Here is a 20,569-nt window from a genome sequence, read left to right as displayed (position 1 = left end):
GTTCAGGGAGTCTTCATGACCACGCTCGTCGCCAAGGATCTCGCCGCGGGTCACGGTGACCGCGTCCTGTTCTCCGGACTGGACCTGGTGGTCGCTCCCGGCGACGTCATCGGGCTCGTCGGCGTGAACGGCGCGGGCAAGTCGACGCTGCTGAAGACCCTGGCCGGGTTGATCCCCGCCGAGTCCGGCCGCGTGACGCTCAGCCCGCCAGGGGCCAACGTCGGACACCTGTCGCAGGAACCCGAACGCCGCGAGGGCGAGACGGTGCGGGACTTCCTGGCCCGGCGGACGGGCGTCGCGGAGGCTCAGGCCGCGCTGGACGTGGCCACCGAGGCGTTAACCGCGGGCAACGACGAGGGCTACTCGGACGCGCTGGACCAGTGGCTCGCGCTGGGCGGCGCCGATCTGGAGGAACGGTCCCTGGAGGTCCTCGCGGACATCGGGCTGACCGTGGGCCTCGACGCGGTGATGACCTCGCTGTCCGGCGGCCAGGCCGCACGAGCCGGCATGGCGTCGTTGCTGCTGAGCCGCTACGACATCTTCCTGCTGGACGAGCCGACCAACGACCTGGACCTCGATGGCCTGGAGCGGCTGGAGAAGTTCGTCACGGGCCTGCGCGCCGGAACCGTGGTGGTCTCGCACGACCGCGAGTTCCTGGCCCGCACGGTCACCAGCGTGCTGGAGCTCGACCTGCACCAAAACTCCGTGCGCCTGTACGGCGGCGGCTACGAGTCGTACCTCGAAGAACGCGCACGGGCCCGTCAGCACGCCCGTGACGACTACGAGGAGTTCGCGGACACCAAGGCCTCGCTGGAAGCCCGCGGGCGCATGCAGCGCGCGTGGATGGACAAGGGCGTGAAGAACGCCCGGCGCAAGGCCACGGACAACGACAAGAACGCCCGCAAGTTCCGTGCCGACGCCACGGAGAAGCAGGCCTCGAAGGCCCGCCAGACCGACCGCATGATCGAACGCCTGGACGTCGTCGAGGAGCCCCGCAAGGAGTGGGAGCTGCGGATGGAGATCGCCGCGGCCCCGCGTTCCGGCGCGATCGTGGCGTCCCTGCGGGCCGCGGTGGTCGAACGGGGTGGCTTCCGGCTCGGCCCGGTGGACCTGCAGATCGACTGGGCGGACCGGGTCGCGATCACCGGCGCGAACGGCGCGGGCAAGTCGACGCTGCTGGGCGCCCTGCTCGGCCGGGTCGAGCTGACCTCCGGCTACGCGACGCTGGGCTCCGGCGTCGTCGTGGGCGAGGTGGACCAGGCGCGGGGGCTGTTCCTGGGCGACCTGCCGCTGGTGGACGCGTTCGAGGAGGCGGTGCCGGAGATGAACCCGGCCGACGTGCGCACGTTGCTGGCGAAGTTCGGGCTGAAGGCCGTGCACGTGAAGCGTCCGGCGGCGTCGCTGTCACCGGGTGAGCGGACGCGGGCGGCGCTGGCGTTGCTGCAGGGCCGCGGGGTGAACCTGCTGGTGCTGGACGAGCCGACGAACCACCTCGACCTGGCCGCGATCGAGCAGCTGGAGTCGGCGCTGGACAACTACCCCGGCACGTTGCTGCTGGTGACGCACGACCGGCGGATGCTGGAAGCGGTGCAGGTGAACCGTCACCTGGCCGTGTCGGGCGGCCAGGTGACGGTCTCCTAGTGGTGTGGCCCGGAAGGTTGCCGGGGGAATTCGCGGTCAGACGGGTGCATCGTGGTGCCGCCCCCGCGTCCTCATGCTGGACCGTATGGGGGTGCGGGGGCGGTGCCGCGAGGCGCCCTGCTGAGCGTGAATTACCTCGCCAACGTTCCGGGTCGCGCCACTAGAGCTCTAGCGGTTGCCCTGGACCCACTGGTTCCACGGCACCTGCCAGTCGCCGAAGCCGTCCCACGGCTCCAGGGGCGGGCCGCCGGAGTTGGTGACGACGACGACGTCGCCCTGCTTGCTGTTGTCGATGACCCACTTGGCGTTCTCCGGCGACAGGTTGAGGCAGCCGTGGCTCACGTTCCGGTTGCCCTGGTCGCCGATGGACCACGGCGCGCTGTGGAAGAAGATGCCGCTGTTGGACATGCGGTAGGCCCAGTCGACCGGCGTCTTGTAGCCGCCGTTCTCCAGCGCGAGGCCGTACGTGGTCGAGTCCATGATCATGTGGTCGTGCTTCTCCATCAGCACGTACGTGCCGTGGGGGGTGGTGTTGGCCGCGTTGCCCATCGAGGTCGGCATGGTGCGCACGACGTTGCCGTTGACCTTGACGTTGACCTGGTGCGACTGACCGTCGGCCTCGTAGATGACCTCGTCGCCCACGGTCGTGGTGATCGTGCGGTCTTCCTGGCCGTAGATGCCGTCACCGATGTGCTTGCCGTAGACCTTGATGTTCATCGTGATCTTGGTGCCCGACTTCCAGAACTTCTCCGGACGCCAGTGCACCTCCTTCTTGTTGAACCAGTAGAAGGCGCCCTCGACCTTGGGCTCGGTGGTGATCTCCAGCATCTTCTCGGCCGCGACCTTGTCGGCCACCGGCTCGTCGAAGTAGAAGGCCAGCGGCTGGCCGACGCCGATCGTGGTGCCGTCCTGCGGGTTCGTCGACACGTACGTGAGCGTGCGCGGCTTCACCGTGGTGAAGGACGACTCCTTGGTCTGCGGCTTGCCGTCCTCGCCGGTCGCGGTGGCGGACAGCTTGTACGTCTTGGAGTACCCGAGCGGCTCGGTGTTCGTCCACTGCGTCGACTCGGGGTTCATCTTGCCCTCGACGACCTTGCCGTCGGGGTTCGTCAGCTTGACGTCGGTCAGCTTCCCGTCCGCCGCGGTCGCGATGACCGGCAGACCGGGCGACACGTCCGCCGCGCCGTCGTTCAGCGCCAGTGTCAGCGTGACGGGCTTCGGCGGAGGAGGAGCAGCACTCGACTCCCCGCCGGCGCCGCCCGTCCCGCTGTCGCCGCCTCCTGAACAGCCTGCGATCAGCATCACAGCGACGCCCGCTGCGACGACCCCACGACCGCGCCTGCCCCACATCCCCATCGACGTACTTCCGATCTGCTTGTCGCCACTCCCGAGACTGCCTGCACGAAGTCGTTTTGGCGTCCCCCGACTAGGTGACGACAGGGGGTGGGTCGAAGTTGCGCAAGTGGCCGGATCGTTACGTGGCCGATGCGTCCCCAAACCCGTGCTGACCAGCCGATTGGGAGCGCGTGGAGCCGCTGTGCTAACGTTCTTCCCGTCGGAACGAGCAAGACTCCGGCACACAAACAAGCGCCGCTAGCTCAGTTGGTTAGAGCAGCTGACTCTTAATCAGCGGGTCCGGGGTTCGAGTCCCTGGCGGCGTACTCCGAAGAAGCAGGTAGAGATTCGTCTCTACCTGCTTTTTTGCGTTTCCGGACTCATCGTCATTCTCCCGCGAACTCTTTCCTCTCCGCCACCATGCCGACACGACATCCACGTCATTCGTTCTAGAAGTTGCATATTGCTTTTGCTATAGCATCTCCAGTAACGTGACGGCGCGTTACCGGTCGGTAACCCATGGGGAAGAGCCGGAACCACGGCGCGACCACCTGTGCTGAGCACGGCGCAGAGGGCCCGCATCGCCAGGCGGCTCAACGTTCCTCACACCGGTCGCACCTTCGACGATGGAGCGGTTTCTTGAACACATCCGACGCACGCCCGTCCGGCTTGGCACGACTTCCGGCTCGCCGCGCGATGGCAGCGATGCTCGTCACGACGCTCGCCGCCGGCACGCTCGGCGCCACGCCCGTCGCGAACGCCGGGACCTCACCCGGCGCGGTCGCCCCGTGTCCCGCGCCCCTGGCGGAGAAGGCCACCTGCTACACCGGTCAGGACGCCAACGGCGCCTACTTCACGATGGCCGTCCCGAAGCAGTGGAACAAGTCTCTCGTCGTGCACTCCCACGGTGGTCCCGACTTCGCCTACGACCAGTCCAGCACGGACGAAGAGCTGGAACGCTGGGCGGTGATGGTCGACCAGGGTTACGCGTGGGCCGCTTCGTCGTATCGGCGCGGCGGGTACGGCGTCCGCATGGCCGCAGCCGACACCGACAACGTCCGGCGGTTGTTCATCGATCGTTTCGGCAAGCCCGCGCGCACCTACCTGCACGGTCAGTCCTTCGGCGGGAACGTAGCGGCCAAGATCGCGGAGACCTACGGCAGGCAGCCCGGCCTCTACGACGGCGTGCTGCTGACCAACGGTCTTGTGGGTGGCGGCTCACGCGGCTACGACCACCGGGTCGACCTGCGGGTGGTCTACCAGTACTACTGCGCCAACCTGCCGCGTCCCACCGAGCCGCGATACCCGCTGTGGCAAGGACTTCCCGCCGACTCGACGCTGGCACCCGAGGACGTCCTGTCCCGGCTGCGGGAGTGCACCGGCATCGGCTCCGACGCCGCTCAGCGGACCGCGGCGCAGCAGCGCAACCTCGGCGAGATCCTCGCCGTCACCCGCATGTCCGAGGAGGTGCTGCCCACCAACCTGCTCTACGCGACGTTCCTGTTCCAGGACATCGTCTTCAAGCGGCTCGACGGCGGGAACCCGTTCGGCAACGAGGGTGTCCGGTACACCGGCTCTAGCGACGACAAGGCGCTCAACGCGGGAGTGGAACGGTTCTCGGCAGACCGCACCGCACGGCGTGACCTGTCCTACGACGCCGACCTGACCGGCAAGATCTCCCTCCCCGTCCTCACCTTGCACGCGATCCACGACCCGCAGGTCTACGTGGAGCACGAGTCCGCCTACCGCGAGACCGTCCAGGCCGCCGGACGCGCCGGCAACCTCGTGCAGACGTTCACGGACGAAGCCGACCACAGCGAGCTGAGCGACGCCGAGTACGCCAACTCGATCGCCGCGCTCGACACCTGGGTCCGCACCGGCCGCAAGCCCACCGCCCGGTCGATCGCCGACTCGTGCGGCACGTTCGACCAGACCTACCGCAGCGGATGCTTCTACCAGCCGGAATTCGCTCCCGCGTCGTACGCGTCACGGGTCCTGCCGCGGCCGGGTGGCCAGAAGTGGCCGGCACTGACGGACGCACAGGAATGCGCGTGGAGCCGGATTCCCGGCATCGGGATCGCTCCCTGACAAGGCCTTCCGAGGTCGGCGAGGCACCGAGGCCCGTCCCGCACGATCCACCGCGGGGCGGGCCTCCTGTCGAAGTTCGTCACAACAGACTTCTGCAAACGGTGCCATTTCCCTAATTCACATATCTGACTTTTCACACCCTTGAACGTTGTCGCGAATTACGCGCGAATCATTGACGACACCTCAGGAACTATTCACAATTCGACTCCACGATGTGAGCCGCCCCACATACGTGGTCGAACTGTTCCTTGGAGGCATGCGTGTCCCGAAGTCATGGCCTACGACGAGCCGCCACGCTCGGAATTGTGGGCACTCTCGCCGCGGCGGGCATCGCCGTGCTGGTCAACGCCGCGGGCGCGGCTCCCGGTGCGGGCGCGCTCACCGGGCTGGACACCTCGGCGGGCAATCGCCGGGCACCCGTGGGCGGGCTGTACGACTGGAGCAAAGCCGGTTATCGGGGTGGCCAGAACCTTCCCGGCGCAAGTGAGATCAACTCCAGTGCGGCGTGCCAGATCACCGCGGCCGAATTGGCGAGCCAGTTCGGCGTGAACCCGAATGACGGCCAGGACGATTCCGCCGGTCTGCAATCGGCCATCGATTCGATCAAGACGACCTGTTCGCCGTCCGCGAGCTACTCGAGGCTGAGCCTGATCACGTTGCCCGCCGGTGAGCTGGCCGTGTCGCGCGAACTGCACGTGGACGCCGACTACCTGATCCTGCGCGGCGCGGGCAAGGACGCCACGAAGATCACCTACCGGCCGGACGCGAACACCCTCTACGACGCCCTCACCCCGGACGGCTCCGACTGGGACGAGGACGGCATGACCTCCGGCGCGGGCAAGGGTGGCTGGCTGTGGCCGGGCCGCGGCCTGTTCCGGGTCCAGTCGCGCGGGGTCGACCCGAGCTACGCGAGCGACTACGCCGCGGCTCCCGCCAACCGCAAGGACATCTTCGAGGGCACGGTCAACGTGCACTGGAAGGTCGGCGCGAAGGTGGCCACCGCCGCCAAGACCGGTGACCGCACGATCACCGTGCAGTCGGCGAGCAGGATCAAGGCCGGCATGTTCGTGAACGTCCGCGCCGCGAACTCGGTCAAGTTCTACGAGCAGCAGCAGGCGACCGGCACCGAGTTCCCGATGCTGAACATGCACATGCGGCAGCAGATCTTCACCGTCACCTCGGTCTCCGGCAACACCGTGACGCTGGACAAGCCTCTCGAGTACGACGTCCCGGTCAACTCCACTTCGGACGGTTCGGCGCCGATCGACGGCACGCCGTACGACTCGAAGGTGTCTCCGCTCCTCGACCCGGTCGAGGGCGTCGGCTTCGAGGACTTCGGCTTCACCCAGGCGATGCCCGGCCTGAACCAGGCCGACGCGATCAACAACTACGGCAACATGGCACCCGCCGCCGAGATGCACGGCATCGTCTTCAAGTGGGCGGCCAACTCCTGGGTGCGCGGCATCAGGGCGGAGATGACCGGTTCGCACCCGATCGTCACCGAGGAGGCCAAGAACCTCCAGATCGTGAACAACGAGCTCGACGGCTCGTGGAACAAGGGCAAGGGCGGCAACGGGTACTTCCGCGGCTCGCGCGTGTGGGACTCGCTGTACACCGGCAACACCTCGCGCAACCTGCGCCACTTCACGTTCCAGTGGTCCGCGTCGGGCAACGTCGTGATCGGCAACGACTTCGACTCCGACCTGAACCTGCACGGCGGCTGGGAGCGCAACAACCTGTTCGAGCTGAACACGGCCCGGGTGCCCTACGCGCACCGCTCGGCCAACTGCCGCGCCAACTGCGGCGAGGAGGGCGGCGGCGGTCCCGACAACTCCAACTGGTTCCCGATCTGGTGGGGCGCCGGCAAGAAGGCCGTGAAGTGGTCCGGCGCGTCCGGTCCCCGCAACGTCTTCCACAACAACACGATGACCAAGCAGACCGCGACCGGCGGGCCGTTCAACGACTACTACGCCGACCGCGCGCGGATCTACCAGTTCGGCTGGAACGGCACGGCCTACCAGCACCTGGACATCGGCGGCACGCCCATCACCGACTGGGCGACCAACGAGCAGCGCGACTTCACCGGCGGCCACGGCGTGGACGCCACGAAGACCGACTCGGCGGCGTCGCTGTTCCTGAGCTCGGTCAACGGCACCCCGCCGACCAGCACCACCACCTCCACTACGACTACCACTACGACGACGTCGACAACCACCACCACGACCACGCCGCCTGCGGGTGCGTGCGTCACCGCCAAGATCACCCAGACCTCGGTGTGGAACGGCGGCTACGGCGCCGACGTGACGATCACCAACGGCTGCGCCACCGCGACGACGGCGTGGACGGTCGAGTTCGACCTGCCGTCGGGCACCACGGTCAGCAGTTCCTGGAGCTCCGTGCGGACGTCCACGGGCCAGCACCACAAGTTCACCAACGCGAGCTTCAACGGCGCCATCAAACCCGGCGCCACCACGAAGTTCGGCTTCAACGCCTCGGGTGCCGGACTCCCCACCGGCTGCACCGTCAACGGCAAGTCCTGCGGAGGCAACTGATGAGCACACGAACACTCGCGCTCGCCGCGGTGACGGCGACGGTCGCGGCACTGCTGAGCGGCGGTTCCGCGCAGGCCGCGGCACCAGTGCTGAAGGCGGCGGTCACCCAGACGTCGGTGTGGAACGGCGGTTACGGCGCGGACGTGACGATCACGAACTCCGGTGACGCCGCGAGCACGTCGTGGACGATCGAGTTCGACCTGCCGTCCGGCACTACGATCACCAGTTCCTGGAGCTCCGTGCGGACGTCCACGGGCCAGCACCACAAGTTCACCAACGCGAGCTTCAACGGCGCCGTGAAACCCGGCGCCAGCACCAAGTTCGGCTTCAACGCGTCCGGCGGCAGTCTTCCCACGAACTGCACGATCAACGGCGTGTCCTGCGGCGGCGGCACTCCGCCCACCGACACGCAGGCCCCCACCGTGCCCGCGGGTCTGCGGTCCACGGGCGTGACGTCCGGTTCGGTGTCGCTGGCCTGGACGGCGTCCACGGACAACGTCGGCGTCACGGGCTACGAGGTGTTGCTCGGCAACGTGGTCAACGCGACCGTCACCGGCACGTCGGCCACGGTCACCGGCCTGTCCCCCGCCACCGCGTACTCGTTCTCGGTGCGCGCCAAGGACGCGGCGGGCAACACCTCGGCGGCGAGCGCGGCGGTCAGCGCCACGACCAGTCCGGGCACCGGCGGCGGCAGCACGGTCAACGTCTCCACCGCGGCGCAGCTCCAGGCGGCACTGGCCGCGGCCACCCCGGGCCAGACGATCAAGCTCGCGGCGGGCACCTACCGCGGTTCGTTCGTCGTGAACGGCCGCGCGGGCACCGCGTCCCAGCCCATCACCCTGAGCGGCCCGCGCGACGCCGTGCTCATCAACGACGGCCCCACCGGCGAGGCCCCGTCCTGCCCCGCGCCCACCGCGGGCTGGGACTCCGGCTACGGCCTGTGGGTCTTCGGCTCCCCGTACTGGAACCTCACCGGGTTCACCGTGCAGGAGTCGAAGAAGGGCATCGTCCTCGACAACTCGCACCACACCACGATCGACTCGGTCTCGGTGCACCACGTCGACGAGGAGGCCGTCCACTTCCGCCGTTCCTCGGCCGACGGCATCCTCCGCAACTCCACGATCACCGACACCGGCCTGGTCCAGCCCGGCTTCGGCGAGGGCGTGTACCTCGGTTCCGCCAACTCCAACTGGGCCTGCCACGGCAACAACGGCGGCATCGACCGCAGCGACCGCGTCCAGGTGCTGAACAACAGGATCGGCCCGAACATCGCGGCCGAGCCGATCGACGTCAAGGAAGGCACCTACGAGGGGATCATCCGCGGCAACACCTTCGACGGACAGGGCATCAGCGGCCAGAACTCGGCCGACTCCTGGATCGACGTCAAGGGCATCGGATACCTCATCGAGGACAACACCGGCACGTTCCGCAGCCCCGGCACCTTCGCCAACGGCTACGAGACGCACAACACCAGCACCACCCCCAGCCTGCCCAACGGCTGCGGCAACGTCTGGCGCAACAACCGTTCCGACCTCGGCGGCGTCGGTCAGTACGCCATCAACATCACCTCGGTGTCGAAGTGCTCGGCGATGCCCAACGTCGTCTACGCCTCCAACACCGTGACGGGGGCGGTGAAGGGCCTGACCAACGCACCGGTCACCCCGTAACACCGTCCTGCAGGAGTGGCCCGGCGGTCCCGACGACCGCCGGGCCACTTTCGTTACTCTCGAAAGCCGGGGGGACGCATGAGCGGAACGGACCTGTACGACGAGATCGGCACCGGGTACTCGTGGGGACGGCGTACCGATCCGCGGTGGATGGCCGAGATCCTCGCCGCGCTCGGCACCGCTCGAACGATCGCCGACGTCGGCGCGGGCACCGGTTCCTACGAGCCGCACGACCGGACGGTGCTCGCGCTCGAACCGTCCGTCGAGATGATCCGGCAACGACCACCCGGCGCGAGTCCGGCCGTACGCGCGGTCGCCGAAGCCCTGCCGGTCCGCGACCGCGCCGTCGACGCCGCGCTGGCCGTGCTCACCGTCCACCACTGGACCGACTGGCGCGCCGGTCTCGCCGAACTCCGCCGCACAGCGCCACTTCAGGTCGTCCTCGCCTACGACACGCTGCGGCACAGTGACTTCTGGTTCGTCCGCGAGTACGTGCCGGAGATCGCCGACCTGGAACGCACCCGGCCGTCAGCGGACGACATCGCGCAGGAACTCGGTGCTCACAGCGTCACCGTTCTGCCGCTGCCGTGGGACTTCACCGACGGCGTGTTCCCGGCCTACTGGCGACGGCCGGCCGCCTACCTCGATCCCCGCGTCCGCCGCGCCTGTTCCGCCCTCGCCCAAACGGATCCCGCCGCCGTCGACCGGGGTGTCCGCCGGCTGCGCGCGGACCTGGACAGCGGTCGCTGGCACGAGCGGCACCAGGACCTGCTCGACCTCGACGAGTGGGACGCGGGCTTCCGCCTCATCGTGTCGCGTGCCTGAAAGGACTCACCACTTCGGCGAGCGCCCCAGGGCGGCGAGGATTCGGTTCAACGGATCGTCGTCTGTTGCCAGCGCAGGCCCGAAAGGCGCGCCAGGCTTCAGCCTGCCCTCACCGTCCGGCACCGCCAGCGCGATCCGCAGCGCGGGCTCGGCCAGTTCCGGGGCCAGGCGGTAGTCGAGCCCGAGCGAGCGCGCCACGTCCCAGCCGTGCACCACGTAGTCGATCAGGTGGAAGCCGATCGCCTGCGTCGCCGGGAACCGCGCCCCGAACTCCGGCAGGTCGAACTCCCGTTGCGGCACTTCGGGTTCCGCGAAGGCCGCGAGCACGTCCTCCGCGGCTTCGCTGTAGTCGGCGACGGGCCGCGAACTGGTGAGAACCTCCCAGGCCGCGAGATCCGAGCCCTTGCCCCGGGCCGCGGCGGCGAACCCGTGGTGCTGGGCGGTCATGTGGGCGAGGAGTTCGGCGAGTGTCCACTCCGAACAGGGCGTCGGCTTTCCCAGGTCGTCGGCGGACACCTCCGCCACGATCTCGACGCTGGTCCGCACCGCCGTGCGGTGGAGGACCAGCAGGTCATTGATAAGCATGCGCCTACGATAGGCACATGCTTACTATCGCCGCAAGGTCGCTATCATCCTGTTCGTGGATGGCCGGCGACGTGACCTCGCGGCGATGATCGCGCCGTTGCAACGAGCGCTGGTCGCCGCCGAACAACCGGTGTTGCGCGCGCACGGGCTGAGCATGTGGGGCTACGTCGTGCTCGACACCGTCGAAGGCCAGCCGGTGCGCACCCAGGCCGCGCTCGCAGAGTTCATCGGAGCGGACAAGAGCCGGATCATCGGCGTGCTCGACGAATTGGAGAACGACGGCCTGCTGGAGCGCACCCGCGACCCGGCGGACCGGCGCGCGCGGCTCGTCACGATCACCGAGGAGGGCCGTCGCCGGCACGGCGCGGTGCAGACGGAGATCCAGCGCGGTGAGGAACGGCTGCTCGCCCGGCTGCCCGCTGCGGACCGGGAGGCGTTGCTGCGTTCGCTGGCAGTACTCGTCGACGCGCTGCCGAAGCTCGGCCAGGACTGAGGGAAGCCCGCACACGTGCGGCGTGGAAAGCGCGCAACTCCGCGCACCTCCTCCATCGCTCTGTGTGTCGCAGGTGTTTCACATAGCGCACAAATAGGTTGTGACCTGCGCTAACTACCGCCAGGATGGGCGCGTCACACAACGACTGATTGTCATGGGGGCAGTCGAACAATGCGATTCAAGCGTGTAATGGCAGCTGTGCTCGGCATCGCGGCGATGGTCACCGTCGTCACGGCCGCTCCGAGCGTGGCGCAGGGGGACAAGAACGACTCGATCTCGGCCAAGGGCCTTCCGCGTGACCGTGGCGCGACCACGCTCACGACCAACGGGCAGTCCTTCCTCGAGATCAACGCCGCCAACGAGCTCGTCCACTGGTCGCGCTCCGGCGAGAGCTACGCCAAGCAGGTTCGCGGCTGGGGCTGGAGTGGCACGCGTGCCATCACGACCCTCGACGAGCAGAACTTCCTCGAGGTCAAGAACGACGGCCGCCTGTCCAAGTGGTCGTGGAACGGCACCTGGTACACCGAGGCCGTCATCGGCTGGGGCTGGAACAACGCCCGCCTGATCACGGGCACCAGCCTGGGTCAGTTCATCGAGGTCAACAACCAGGGCGAGCTCGCCTACTGGACGATCGACGGCTCGAACGGCCTGAGCAAGATCGTTCGGGGCTGGGGCTGGGGCGCGACGCGCAGCATCACCGGTCTCGACCCGTACCTCTTCCTGGAGATCAAGGGTGACGCGTTCAACAGCGTCTCCTACTGGGTCAACGGTTCTACCGGCCTGCAGGAGTTCCCGTCCTACGGCAGCGACTTCCGCTGGGTCCGCCTGATCGCGGGCGGCGACTCGGACCACTTCACCACCATCGCGACGGACGGCACCCTCGTGGAGTTCGCCTGGATCTCGGATGGTGACAACAGCCGCTACCAGGGCACCGCCCGCGGCTGGGGCTGGGGCGGCACGCGCCTGATCGGCTGATCCACCCGCTGTGAGGAAGGGCCTCGACCGGTTCGCCGGTCGGGGCCCTTTTGCATTGTCCGCGCGCAGTGGTCAGGATCTGGTGATGACCGACCTGCACGAGCTCTACCGCGATCTGCACAGCCACCCCGAACTGTCGCTGCACGAGTTCCGCACGGCGGGCGTGCTCGCCGATGCCTTGCGGCCGCTGGGTTTCGACGTCACCACCGAGGTCGGTGGCACCGGCGTGGTGGGCGTGCTGCGCAACGGCGACGGCCCGATCGTGATGCTCAGGGCGGACATCGACGCGTTGCCCGTCGCGGAGACGACCGGACTGCCGTACGCGTCAACGGTTCGTGCGACGAACGCAGATGGTGAGGACGTGCCGGTGGCGCACGCGTGCGGGCACGACATGCACGCCACGTGCCTGATCGGGGCGGCCGAGCGGCTGGCGCAGACCCGTGCGGAGTGGTCGGGGACGCTGCTCGTGGTGTTCCAGCCCGCCGAGGAACTGGGCCGTGGTGCGCGGGACATGGTCGCCGACGGGCTGTTCGAACGGTTCGGCAAGCCGGAAGTCGTGCTGGCGCAACACGTCAGCCCACTGCCCGCCGGCATGATCGCGTACGGCAGCGGGCCGTTGATGGCGGCGTCCGACTCGGTGCGGGTCACGTTGTTCGGCCGGGGCGGCCACGGTTCGGCGCCGGAGACCACGGTCGATCCGGTGCTGATGGCCGCGCATGTCGTGGTGCGGTTGCAAGGCATCGTCGCGCGTGAGATCGCGCCATCAGAACGTGCCGTCGTCACGGTTGGACGGTTGCAGGCCGGCACCAAGGAGAACGTCATCCCGGAGACGGCCGAGATCGGCGTCAACATCCGGACGTTCAACGAGCACATCCGCGGCATCGTCCGCGCCGCCGTCGAACGGATCGCCCGCGCCGAGGCCGCCGCGTCCGGAGCACCGCGCGAGCCCGAGTTCGACTGGTACGACGGCACTCCCGTGCTCGTGTCCGATCCGGACGCGACCACGACGACGATGGCCGCGTTCGCCGAGCACTTCGGCAAGCAGAACCTGATCCCCGGCGCGGTGGTCAACGCCAGCGAGGACGTCGGCGTCTTCGGGACGGCGGCAGGGGTTCCGACGGTGTTCTGGTTCCTCGGCGGCACGGATTTCAGCACCCGTGAACCCGGGCAGCCCGTCGCGATGAACCACTCCCCCGAGTACGCGCCCGACATCGAGCCGACGCTGACCACCGGGGTCGACGCTCTGGTCGTCGCCGCGCGGACGTGGCTCGGGTAGTCAGCGGGCCGCGATGCCGTCGTACATCACGCGCCGCAGCGCTTCGCTTTGCGCCGCTTGCGCTTCCGGCGTGCGCAGCGACGAGATCGCGGTGCCGAGGATCATGCCGTTGATGGCCCTGGCGGTGTTCTCGACGTCGAGGTCGGCGCGCAGGTAGCCCAGTTCGACGCCGTGCGAGAGGTACGCGGACGTGAGCGCGGCGGCCAGGTCGAACAGGTCGAGGATCCGTTCGGCCATGGCCCGGTCGATGCCGGGCGCCTCGAACAGCAGCAGGCGCGGCACGCGGGGGTCCTCGCCGAAGATGCGGCCCAGCGACTCGCCGATGCGCGCGGACTGCTCGCGGTACTCGGCGAGCGTCGACACCGCGTCCGGCGCGTTCTCGGCCGTCAGGGCGCCGGTGATGCGTCCGACGAGGTCGTCGACGACGTGGTCGACGATGTCCCGCTTGTTCTGGAAGTAGCGGTAGAACGTGCCGTGCCCGATGCCCAGGCGCGTGGCCACGTCGGCGATTCCGGTGGCGTGGTAGCCGCGTTCGGCGAAGCAGTCGAAGGCCGCGTCGATGATCTCGCGGCGCAGCTCCTGCTTCTTGCGCTCGGCGCGGCTGACGGGCTCGGCACTGGACGTCATGCGCCCAAGTCTATGACCTGCGGAGTCTTGCGATCACCTCAGAACTGACATACGGTTCCGAAACTGACACGCGATTCCGTTCCAGCTGGAGGTCGGCATGGCCCCGCAGTACGACGCAGTCATCGTCGGCGCCGGGTTCGGCGGCATGGGCGCGGCGATCGAGCTCAAGCGGCTCGGGCTGCACGGCCTGCTGATCCTGGAGCGGGAGGACGACCTCGGCGGCACCTGGCACGTGAACCGGTATCCGGGGCTGGCCGTCGACATCCCGTCCTCGACCTACTCGTACTCGTTCGAGCCGAATCCGCACTGGTCACGGCTGTTCGCGCCGGGTGCCGAGCTCAAGCGGTACGCCGAGCACGTGGCCACGAAGTACGGGCTGCGGCCGTTGACGCGCTTCGGCGTGACGGTGACGGGCGCACGCTGGAGGGACGACCACTGGGAGGTCGTCGCCGGCGAGGAGACCTTCACCGCGCGGTACCTCGTGACCGCCACGGGGTTCCTGTCGATACCGAAGACGCCGGACATCGCGGGCGTCGAGTCGTTCCAGGGCAAAGTGATCCACACGGCCGCGTGGGAGCCCGCCGACCTGACCGGCAAGCGGGTGGCGGTGATCGGCACCGGGGCCACCGCTGTGCAACTGATCCCCGAACTCGCGAAGCAGGCGAGCGCGCTGACCGTCTTCCAGCGCACGCCGATCTGGGTCAGCCCGAAGCCCGACTACCCGATCCCGTCGCCGGTCAGGAAGTTGTTCGCACGGCTGCCGTTCGCGCAACGGGCCGTGCGGTGGGTGGGCAGTTCGGTCCTCGAGCTGATGATGATCTCGGGAGTGGTGCGCTACAAGCAGTTGCGGGTCGTGAACCGGCTGGCGGAGCGGTGGTGCCGGGCTCATCTGCGGCGCCAGGTCCGCGATCCGGAACTGCGTCGCGAGCTCACGCCGGACTACTCGTTCGGCTGCAAGCGGCCCACGTTCTCCAACGACTACTTCCGCACGTTCACGCGGCCGCACGTGCGGCTGGAGACGTCGGCGATCGAACGGATCGACGCCACCGGTGTCGTGACGGCGCGGGGCCGCACCGAGATCGACGTTCTGGTGCTGGCGACGGGATTCAACCTGTGGGACACCAACTTCCCGGCGTTCCAGGTGATCGGACGCGACGAGAAGGACCTCGGTGCGTGGTGGCGGCAGAACCGGTTCCAGGCCTACGAGGGCGTGACCGTGCCGGGGTTCCCGAACTACCTGTCGCTCAACAGTCCCTACTCCTACAGCGGACTCTCGTACTTCACGACGATCGAGTGCCAGATGACGCACATGCGCCGGCTGTTCACGGCGATGCGCTCCCGTGGTTCGGAGGTCTTCGAGATCTCGCAGCGGGCCAACGACGAGTTCCTCGAACGCATGCGCGCCAAGGTCACGCAGAACTCGGTGTTCTCCCTCGGACAGTGCTCCACCGCGCACAGCTACTACTTCAACCAGCACGGTGAAGCCACGCTCCTACGGCCGACCTCCACGGTGAGCGCACACCGTGCGGCGAGGAGTTTTCCGGTGTCGCACTACGACTTCTCGAACGTCCGCTTGACGACCTCCAGTCCGCGCGACATCGAGTCGGCCATGGGCGCGGCCAGCCGGTCGGGCAGCACGTCGCGCGTCCACACCAGCCGGCAACGCCCTTCGCCGTAGGGGAAGGCCTGCATGGACGCGTTGTCGTGAACCGGTTCCACGGTGCCGCCGACGATCGAGTAGGCGATCCGGCGTGCCTGGTCGTCGACGCCGATCCGCCGTTCGGTGACCACGGTGCCGTCGGCGAACGTGACGGTGCGGAAGTCGGCTTCTGCCTGGGTGTCCACGACGAGCCCCGGCGCCATCCGGGACGGGCCGGTGGCGAACTCGCCGATCACCTTCCACACGTCGTCGGCACTCGACTCGACCACGACTTCCAGGACGATGGAGGCCACGTGATCACGCTGCCAGGCAGAGCAGGTGGCCCTGCGGGTCGGCGAGCACGGTCCACTGGCCCTCGCCGGGCTGGAAATCCGGTTTGGTGGCACCGAGTTCGAGCAGTTGCTTGACCGCGAGGTCGACGTCCTCGACGTGGAAGTCCAGGTGCGCCTGCTTGTCCGAGCCAGGCCACGCCGGGGGCCGGTAGTCCGGCACGCGGACGAACGCGAGCTGGACGCCGTTCTCGCCCAGGTAGGCGGAATCGTCGTCGCTGGAGGTGATCGTCCACCCGGTGACGGCGCGGTAGAACTCGGCCAGCGGGCCGGGTTCGGCGCAGTCGAGGACGATCGTGGTGAGCTGGGCGGGCATGGTTCGTTCTCCTTCTGGGTCGACGGGCACCAGCCTGCTCCGCGACCGCGTTCCGGGTCTTGAACATCCTTGCGCGCGAAAATTGTCAGACCCCGTCCCTAGCCTGAAGGGGTGCTCTCCTTCATCGCTCTCGCGGCCCGCCCGGAGTTCACCGTGTCCGCCGTGGACTGCCGGGACGACCACCGCGGCTGGTCTGCCGAGCGGCCGCGCGCGGACGTGCGGCTCGTGCTCGTGCGCAGTGGTGGATTTCGGCGCCGGGTTCGCGGTGTGTGCACGGATCTGGACCGCACGGTCGGCTATCTCGGGTTACCCGGCGAGGAGGAGCACTTCTCCCATCCCGCCGGCGGGGACGTGTGCACGTCCATCAGCCTGCGGCCCGACCTGTGGCGTTCGCTGGCGGGCGAGACGCCGTTGCTGGCCGGATCGTCGCTGTACGTGGACGGCAGGCTCGATCTCGCCCATCGGCGGCTGCTGCTGGCCGCCCGCGAGGACGGGGCCGAGGAACTGGTGGGGCTGGTGGCGCGGGCCGTCCAGCAGGTCGTCACCACCCCCACTCCGGGCGGCAGTGGCGACGGCGCGTTGGTGGCGAGAGCTCGTGGCGTGATCGGCGACGACCACCCGGCGGCGTCCGGGCTGATTCCGTTAGCTGATCTTCTCGGCGTCTCGCCGTACCGCCTGAGCCGCGCTTTCACCCGTGAGCTCGGGGTGTCGCTGACCCGCTACCGCAACGGGATGCGCGTCTCCCGCGCGCTGGACCGGTTGGAGGAAGGGGAACCCAGCCTCGCCGCGCTCGCCGCCGACCTCGGGTTCGCCGACCAGGCCCACCTGTGCCGCACAGTGCGCGAACACCTCGGACACACGCCAACCGCCCTGCGCAGACTTCTCGGGGCAAATCGAACATCAAGCCAGACAAAGGAATGCGCGGACGCAAGCCCTACAAATGCGCACGAATTGTTGGTGTGAATAAGTTAGTACTTGTTAACGGTCGCCGCGCAACTCATCCTTTCCCTGCTCCGCCACCACATTCACCTCGACGAACGCACCGGCTCCCCCTGCAAACGAGGGCCGGTCAGTTCGCCCTGCAACGAGGAGAAAAATGCAAGCGAGACGCACACTCGTGCTGGCCGCGGCAGGTTCACTGGTCGCAGCCGTTCTCACCCAGACCGGCGCGCAGACCGCCGCCGCCCAACCCGCTCAGACCGCCGAGGCGCTGGCCGTGGACGCGGCCGCGAGCCTCGTCGCGAACCGCCCCGCACAGCTGCACGCCGGCGCGAACGACGAGTTCGTCCGCCACGGCGTGATCTCGTCGACGAACGGCCTCAAGTACGTGCCGTACGACCGGACGTACAAGGGAATTCCGGTCGTGGGCGGCGACTTCGTCGTCGTCACGAACTCGACCGGCCAGGTCCTGCAGACCTCCGTCAGCCAGAACTCGACGATCGACCTCGCCAGCACCACGCCTTCCGTCACCAAGGCGCAGGCCGAGACCGCCGCGAGGACCACGATGTCCACTGTGGACGGGGTGGGCACCGCGGAGCAGGTCGTCTACGCGCTCGACTCCGCCCCGACGCTCGCCTGGAAGGTCACCGTCACCGGCCGTGACTCCGAGGGCCCGAGCAAGCTCGACGTGGTCGTGGACGCCGCCACCGGCAAGGTGCTGCGCAAGCAGGAACGCGTCATGCACGGCACCGGCACCAGCGGCTGGAACGGCCCGAACCCGGTCACCATCGCCACCACGCACTCCGGCTCGAACTACTCGCTCAAAGACCCGACGCTGACCAACGTCAGCTGCCAGGACGCGGCGAACAACACGACGTTCACCAAGACCACGGACACGTGGGGCAACGGCACCCAGACCAACCGCGAGACCGGCTGCGTCGACGTGCTGTTCGCGGCGCAGACCGAGTCGAAGATGCTCTCGCAGTGGCTCGGCCGCAACGGTTTCGACGGCAACGGCGGCGGCTGGCCGATGCGCGTCGGCCTGAACGACCAGAACGCCTACTACGACGGCAGCCAGGTCCAGATCGGCAAGAACTCCGCGGGCCAGTGGATCGGCTCGATCGACGTCGTCGCGCACGAACTCGGCCACGGCATCGACGACCACACGCCCGGCGGCATCTCCGGCGCGGGCACCCAGGAGTTCGTCGCGGACGTCTTCGGCGCCACCACCGAGTGGTTCGCGAACGAGCCGTCGCCCTACGACACCCCGGACTTCCTCGTCGGCGAGACGATCAACCTCGTCGGCCGCGGCCCGATCCGCAACATGTACAACCCGTCCGCGCTCAACCACGCGAACTGCTACTCGAGCTCCATCCCGAACACCGAGGTCCACGCGGCCGCCGGCCCCGGCAACCACTGGTTCTACCTGCTCTCGCAGGGCACGAACCCGACCAACGGCCAGCCGACGAGCACCACGTGCAACAACACGTCGATCACCGGCCTCGGCGTCGAGAAGGCCATCAAGATCTTCTACAACGCCATGCTGCTCAAGACCTCCAGCAGCTCGTACCTCAAGTACCGCACCTGGACGCTGACCGCGGCGAAGAACCTGTACCCCGGCAGCTGCGCGGAGTTCAACACGGTCAAGGCGGCCTGGGACGCGATCAGCGTGCCCGCGCAGTCGGCCGACCCGACGTGCAGCGCGACCGGCACGGTGACGATCGGCAACCCCGGCAACCAGTCCAGCACGATCGGCACCGCGGTGAGCCTGCCGCTGTCGGCGAGCGGCGGCACCGCGCCGTACAGCTGGTCCGCCACCGGCCTGCCCGCCGGCCTGTCCATCAACTCCAGCAACGGCACCATCTCCGGCACCCCGACCACCGCGGCCACCTCGAACGTCACGGTCACCGCGACGGACAGCGCCTCCAAGAGCGGCACCGCGTCGTTCAGCTGGACCGTCGGCACCAGCGGTGGCAACTGCTCCGGCCAGAAGCTCGCCAACCCGGGCTTCGAATCCGGCGCCACCTCCTGGACCGCGAGCTCCGGCGTCATCGGCCAGCACAGCGCGGACGGCGAGCCCGCCCGCAGCGGCACCTGGTCGTCCTGGCTGAACGGCTACGGCTCCTCGCACACCGACTCGCTGTCCCAGTCGGTGACGATCCCCGCCGGCTGCAAGGCGTCGCTGACGTTCTACGTCCACATCGACACCAAGGAGACCGGCAGCACCGTCTACGACAAGCTGACGGTCACCGCGGGCACCACCACCCTCGCCACGCTCTCGAACACGAACGCGGCGGCGGGCTACGTGCTCAAGACGTTCGACGTGTCCTCGTTCGCGGGCCAGACGGTCACGGTCAAGTTCACCGGCGTGGAGGACGCCTCGCTCCAGACGTCGTTCGTGATCGACGACACGGCGGTCACCCTGAGCTGAGGCTTTTAGTCTGAGCCCATGAAGAAGCAGGCGTACGCGGTTGCCGCGGTCGTGGACTCGATCGCGGCAGCCGTGCGCGGCGCCAAGCCCGCGCGCACTGTGACGAAGACCGCTCTGATGCCCGCACTGGCCGTGGCCAGCCCACCGAGCGACCCCGGCATGGCGGTAGGCCTGGCCGGCTCGTGGCTGGGCGACGTCGCACTGCTCGGCGACTCGGACAAGGCGTTCCGAACAGGACTCTTCAGCTTCCTGGTGGCCCACGTCGGCTACACCGCCGCACTGGCCCGCCGCTCCTCCCCCGGCTCCCGCAAGGCCGTCCTCCCCATCGTCGCGGCATCAGCCGCGGGAGCCGTGGTGTTCGGCAAGGCGGCAGGCCCGATGGGAAAGCCGGTGGGCTTCTACGCCCTGACGCTCGGCACGATGGTCGCCGCCGCCTCCACAGCCCGAGGCGCAGGCGCACGACGGGTTTTCGGTGGTGCGGCCCTGTTCGCGGTCTCGGACGCCCTGCTCGGCGCGAGCCGGTTCGTCCTCAAGGGACGCGCGGCGCGAGTGGCGTCGACCGGCGTCATGCCGACCTACGCGGCGGCCCAGTGGCTCCTGCACACGGGGTTCAAAGCGTCGAACGGGTGACCCGCGTGAAAACCCGTTGGAACCCCTGTGCTAACGTTCTTCACGTCGGATCGAGCAAGCCTCCGGCACACAAACAAGCGCCGCTAGCTCAGTTGGTTAGAGCAGCTGACTCTTAATCAGCGGGTCCGGGGTTCGAGTCCCTGGCGGCGTACTTCAGAGAAGCAGGTAGAGATTCGTCTCTACCTGCTTCTCTGCTTTTC

16 protein-coding genes, 2 tRNA genes and 1 pseudogene are annotated in these 20,569 nt (G+C 68.4%); 14 read left to right on the top strand and 5 right to left on the bottom strand.

Annotation, left to right across the window (positions count from 1 at the left end; genetic code table 11):
- Positions 1-15 precede the first annotated feature (15 nt).
- Positions 16-1,641: an ABC-F family ATP-binding cassette domain-containing protein gene (locus ACH413_RS45590; protein ID WP_360048428.1), complete on the top strand. Its 1,626-nt coding sequence runs from the start codon at positions 16-18 to the stop codon at positions 1,639-1,641.
- Positions 1,642-1,809: 168 nt separating this feature from the next.
- On the opposite strand, the gene ACH413_RS45585 is transcribed toward ACH413_RS45590, so the two are convergent.
- On the bottom strand, positions 1,810-2,943 hold the full coding sequence (locus ACH413_RS45585; protein WP_360048430.1) for an Ig-like domain-containing protein: 1,134 nt from the start codon (positions 2,941-2,943) through the stop codon (positions 1,810-1,812).
- Positions 2,944-3,228: 285 nt separating this feature from the next.
- On the opposite strand from ACH413_RS45585, the gene ACH413_RS45580 reads away from it, so the two are divergent.
- The 5 genes from ACH413_RS45580 (at position 3,229) to ACH413_RS45560 (ending at position 10,108) form a co-directional block, all read left to right on the top strand.
- Positions 3,229-3,302, top strand: a tRNA-Lys gene (locus ACH413_RS45580).
- A 313-nt stretch (positions 3,303-3,615) separates the two neighbouring features.
- Positions 3,616-5,064 carry a DUF6351 family protein gene (locus ACH413_RS45575; RefSeq protein WP_360048431.1) on the top strand — a complete coding sequence of 483 codons (1,449 nt, stop codon included), beginning with the start codon at positions 3,616-3,618 and terminating at the stop codon, positions 5,062-5,064.
- 305 nt (positions 5,065-5,369) lie between these two features.
- Positions 5,370-7,616, top strand: coding sequence for a cellulose binding domain-containing protein (locus ACH413_RS45570; RefSeq protein WP_360048433.1), 2,247 nt, complete (start codon positions 5,370-5,372; stop codon positions 7,614-7,616).
- Complete coding sequence (locus tag ACH413_RS45565) at positions 7,616-9,283, top strand: cellulose binding domain-containing protein (protein WP_360048435.1); 1,668 nt, start codon at positions 7,616-7,618, stop codon at positions 9,281-9,283. The genes ACH413_RS45570 and ACH413_RS45565 overlap by 1 nt, the downstream gene beginning before the upstream one ends.
- Before the next feature lie 78 nt (positions 9,284-9,361).
- Positions 9,362-10,108, top strand: a complete 747-nt coding sequence (locus ACH413_RS45560) for a methyltransferase domain-containing protein (protein WP_360048437.1) — start codon at positions 9,362-9,364, stop codon at positions 10,106-10,108.
- A gap of 6 nt (positions 10,109-10,114) precedes the next feature.
- Here ACH413_RS45560 and ACH413_RS45555 read toward each other — a convergent pair whose 3' ends face one another.
- Positions 10,115-10,693, bottom strand: a complete 579-nt coding sequence (locus ACH413_RS45555; RefSeq protein WP_360048439.1) for a TIGR03086 family metal-binding protein — start codon at positions 10,691-10,693, stop codon at positions 10,115-10,117.
- A 55-nt stretch (positions 10,694-10,748) separates the two neighbouring features.
- Between ACH413_RS45555 and ACH413_RS45550 the strand changes: the two genes are divergently transcribed.
- The 3 genes from ACH413_RS45550 to ACH413_RS45540 all read left to right on the top strand — a co-directional run bounded on the left by ACH413_RS45550 (position 10,749) and on the right by ACH413_RS45540 (position 13,437).
- Complete coding sequence (locus ACH413_RS45550; protein ID WP_360048441.1) at positions 10,749-11,186, top strand: MarR family transcriptional regulator; 438 nt, start codon at positions 10,749-10,751, stop codon at positions 11,184-11,186.
- Positions 11,187-11,375: 189 nt separating this feature from the next.
- A complete protein-coding gene (locus tag ACH413_RS45545; RefSeq protein ID WP_360048442.1) occupies positions 11,376-12,161 on the top strand; it encodes a hypothetical protein in 786 nt (261 codons plus the stop codon).
- An 85-nt stretch (positions 12,162-12,246) separates the two neighbouring features.
- Entirely contained in the window at positions 12,247-13,437 is a 1,191-nt protein-coding gene (locus ACH413_RS45540) for an amidohydrolase (protein WP_360048444.1), read from the top strand.
- Here ACH413_RS45540 and ACH413_RS45535 read toward each other — a convergent pair whose 3' ends face one another.
- Positions 13,438-14,064, bottom strand: a complete 627-nt coding sequence (locus tag ACH413_RS45535; RefSeq protein WP_360048445.1) for a TetR/AcrR family transcriptional regulator — start codon at positions 14,062-14,064, stop codon at positions 13,438-13,440. It abuts the gene before it with no gap.
- A 97-nt stretch (positions 14,065-14,161) separates the two neighbouring features.
- Here ACH413_RS45535 and ACH413_RS45530 point away from each other — a divergent pair, with 97 nt between their 5' ends.
- Positions 14,162-15,742, top strand: a complete 1,581-nt coding sequence (locus ACH413_RS45530; RefSeq protein ID WP_360048446.1) for an NAD(P)/FAD-dependent oxidoreductase — start codon at positions 14,162-14,164, stop codon at positions 15,740-15,742.
- Here ACH413_RS45530 and ACH413_RS45525 read toward each other — a convergent pair.
- Both ACH413_RS45525 and ACH413_RS45520 read right to left on the bottom strand, forming a co-directional pair.
- Positions 15,706-15,960 (bottom strand): annotated as a pseudogene (locus ACH413_RS45525) (SRPBCC family protein); the annotation flags it as partial. The gene ACH413_RS45530 and the pseudogene ACH413_RS45525 sit on opposite strands and share 37 nt — an antisense overlap.
- A gap of 61 nt (positions 15,961-16,021) precedes the next feature.
- Positions 16,022-16,369: a VOC family protein gene (locus ACH413_RS45520; RefSeq protein WP_360048448.1), complete on the bottom strand. Its 348-nt coding sequence runs from the start codon at positions 16,367-16,369 to the stop codon at positions 16,022-16,024.
- Between the two features lie 111 nt (positions 16,370-16,480).
- Between ACH413_RS45520 and ACH413_RS45515 the strand changes: the two genes are divergently transcribed.
- From ACH413_RS45515 to ACH413_RS45500, 4 genes are all read left to right on the top strand, one after another.
- Positions 16,481-17,332, top strand: coding sequence for an AraC family transcriptional regulator (locus ACH413_RS45515; RefSeq protein ID WP_360048449.1), 852 nt, complete (start codon positions 16,481-16,483; stop codon positions 17,330-17,332).
- A gap of 133 nt (positions 17,333-17,465) precedes the next feature.
- On the top strand, positions 17,466-19,739 hold the full coding sequence (locus tag ACH413_RS45510) for a M4 family metallopeptidase (protein WP_360048451.1): 2,274 nt from the start codon (positions 17,466-17,468) through the stop codon (positions 19,737-19,739).
- 18 nt (positions 19,740-19,757) lie between these two features.
- Positions 19,758-20,369, top strand: coding sequence for a lysoplasmalogenase (locus tag ACH413_RS45505; protein WP_360048453.1), 612 nt, complete (start codon positions 19,758-19,760; stop codon positions 20,367-20,369).
- Between the two features lie 77 nt (positions 20,370-20,446).
- Positions 20,447-20,520: transfer RNA gene (locus ACH413_RS45500), tRNA-Lys, on the top strand.
- Positions 20,521-20,569: the final 49 nt, after the last annotated feature.

The sequence above is a fragment of the Lentzea sp. NPDC020367 genome, from assembly GCF_044387305.1.
GTDB lineage: Bacteria > Actinomycetota > Actinomycetes > Mycobacteriales > Pseudonocardiaceae > Lentzea.
Note: the sequence above shows the minus strand (reverse complement) of the source record. Positions and strands in the feature narration are given on the sequence as shown.

Excerpts from the sequence above, each read along its gene's own strand:
- ACH413_RS45520 (WP_360048448.1), bottom strand. The coding sequence starts at position 16,369 with ATGCCCGCCCAGCTCACCACGATCGTCCTCGACTGCGCCGAACCCGGC.
- ACH413_RS45560 (WP_360048437.1), top strand. The coding sequence starts at position 9,362 with ATGAGCGGAACGGACCTGTACGACGAGATCGGCACCGGGTACTCGTGG.
- ACH413_RS45555 (WP_360048439.1), bottom strand. The coding sequence starts at position 10,693 with ATGCTTATCAATGACCTGCTGGTCCTCCACCGCACGGCGGTGCGGACC.
- ACH413_RS45545 (WP_360048442.1), top strand. The coding sequence starts at position 11,376 with ATGGCAGCTGTGCTCGGCATCGCGGCGATGGTCACCGTCGTCACGGCC.
- ACH413_RS45540 (WP_360048444.1), top strand. The coding sequence starts at position 12,247 with ATGACCGACCTGCACGAGCTCTACCGCGATCTGCACAGCCACCCCGAA.
- ACH413_RS45510 (WP_360048451.1), top strand. The coding sequence starts at position 17,466 with ATGCAAGCGAGACGCACACTCGTGCTGGCCGCGGCAGGTTCACTGGTC.
- ACH413_RS45530 (WP_360048446.1), top strand. The coding sequence starts at position 14,162 with ATGGCCCCGCAGTACGACGCAGTCATCGTCGGCGCCGGGTTCGGCGGC.
- ACH413_RS45535 (WP_360048445.1), bottom strand. The coding sequence starts at position 14,064 with ATGACGTCCAGTGCCGAGCCCGTCAGCCGCGCCGAGCGCAAGAAGCAG.
- ACH413_RS45565 (WP_360048435.1), top strand. The coding sequence starts at position 7,616 with ATGAGCACACGAACACTCGCGCTCGCCGCGGTGACGGCGACGGTCGCG.
- ACH413_RS45505 (WP_360048453.1), top strand. The coding sequence starts at position 19,758 with ATGAAGAAGCAGGCGTACGCGGTTGCCGCGGTCGTGGACTCGATCGCG.
- ACH413_RS45585 (WP_360048430.1), bottom strand. The coding sequence starts at position 2,943 with ATGCTGATCGCAGGCTGTTCAGGAGGCGGCGACAGCGGGACGGGCGGC.
- ACH413_RS45590 (WP_360048428.1), top strand. The coding sequence starts at position 16 with ATGACCACGCTCGTCGCCAAGGATCTCGCCGCGGGTCACGGTGACCGC.